At 31.9% G+C, this 1738-nt stretch carries 1 protein-coding gene; it reads left to right on the top strand.

Features of this window, described 5'->3' with window-relative positions; translation table 11 throughout:
* Positions 1-438 precede the first annotated feature (438 nt).
* Positions 439-1431 carry a hypothetical protein gene (locus tag HMPREF2794_RS21660; protein WP_070752666.1) on the top strand — a complete coding sequence of 331 codons (993 nt, stop codon included), beginning with the start codon at positions 439-441 and terminating at the stop codon, positions 1429-1431.
* Positions 1432-1738: the final 307 nt, after the last annotated feature.

Raw genomic sequence — 1738 nt, 5'->3', positions numbered from 1 at the left:
CAGATAACAGGCTTAGAGTTGGCTTATGGGCTAGCTCAAATGGCTATATTAAAAGCAAAAGGAAGATACAGGGAAAAGTTATCACGGTCTATTCGATACCCCAAATGCAATTTAACTAAGATTTATATGAAGTGTCAGATTCTCGTTTTTCAAAGTGTCAGATACTCAAGGATAATATACTAATACAAAATATACTAATATCCATAGGGGTACACCCCGTTTTTCGTATTTTATATATGATACTACACAAACCAACAGGAATAATTTTTAAGAATAGAAAAGAAGCTAAGATATTTTTTGGTACTTCACGATACAGGAAGATAGAAAAAGAAAAACAGGAGATTGTTTTGATTGATAACCACGACTTCATAGCTACTGATGAAATATATAACGGTAAACAAAGACCTGATACGTATTCCTCAAAGTAAAAGTGCCAATATGGAAGCATTACTACTTTATTATATACGGACTAAATGCAATAAAGAATGTGCTTCCGCTATTGGCGAGAAAAAGATGCAAGAAGAACTAAATTTATCTGAAAGTACAGTTGAGGGCTATATTGGCAAATTGAAAGAATATAAATCAATATTATCCATAAAAACTTTGAATCCCAATAATGAAGAGGATAAAAAAGAAATTGATAAAGCTCTTGGTGTACCTTATGAGGGAGATAAACGGAAGAAGAATTTATACTGTTTCCATGAACCACAAAGCTTCTACTTTTTAAATCCACAGTTTATATACAGGACAGATATTGAGAACGAGATAAAAGGCTTTTTAATTCGTCTTGCTTGTTTATGTGACATAGGCACTACTAAGATTTATACTCCCAATTGCAGAAAGGAAAAAGCAAATATAAAGTCCATAGCAGAAGAGTTAAAGATGTGCAGGGAGAAAGTTAAAAGCTTATTGAGTAGGTGTGAGAATTTAGGATTAATAAGAGCTATACCACGTGGGTATATCATTTTAGAAGATTCCTTTCTACTTAATCTCAATGGTACATTAGAAGATAGGGTATATAATAGTATATATAAGTATTGTTTAGAAAAAAAAGTAGTACCACCGAATAGATATGAATTTAGTAGCAAAGGTAATCCAATGGAATGTGACGGGCTTCTAATGTGTGCTCCTTATATATTTGATTGGTGGAATATATATAATGCAAAAGCAGTAAGGTTTAAGGAATATTCCCCTTTAATGTTTGAAGTTTATATAAATGATATTCTTTTACCAATGAGATTTCCAACACTTCCAGAAGAACCACATTGGGAGTATTTTAAAAAAGCATTTTTAAACATAAGTACAAAGACAAGAAAGCCACAGATAATAGAGATGTGTATAAACAATGAAAGTGAATATCCGTTTATAGCAGCTAGAAGTATTTATCCCGAAAAATTACAAAAGTCAGTTGTTTTGGATTGTGACGATTAAAACTAGTTTATTAGAAAACTCGATAAATGAAGTATAGGAAAAGATGCTTACTAAGGTCAAATAAGCCCATTATAGAGACTTTGACGAATAAAATAGTCTACTACCCAACTAAAAACAAAAATAGCCGCAAGCGAGTACACTTACAAATGTGCTCAACTGCGGCTTTTTTTGTGGAACTTCTAAATTCTTGTCTAATACAAGGGATATAACAGTTCGCAATTTTAAATATGGGAGTTAATTTTCCCAATGGAAGTGTGGGAAAATGCAAATATGACCTGTTTGATTTACATATAATTCAAGGAGTTGA

It is taken from the genome of Bacteroides sp. HMSC067B03 (genome assembly GCF_001811315.1).
In the GTDB taxonomy this organism is placed as follows: Bacteria; Bacteroidota; Bacteroidia; order Bacteroidales; family Bacteroidaceae; genus Bacteroides; species Bacteroides faecis.
Note: the sequence above shows the minus strand (reverse complement) of the source record. Positions and strands in the feature narration are given on the sequence as shown.

What these genes read in the sequence shown, in the direction of transcription:
- HMPREF2794_RS21660 (WP_070752666.1), top strand. Translation starts at nt 439, where the DNA reads ATGGAAGCATTACTACTTTATTATATACGGACTAAATGCAATAAAGAA.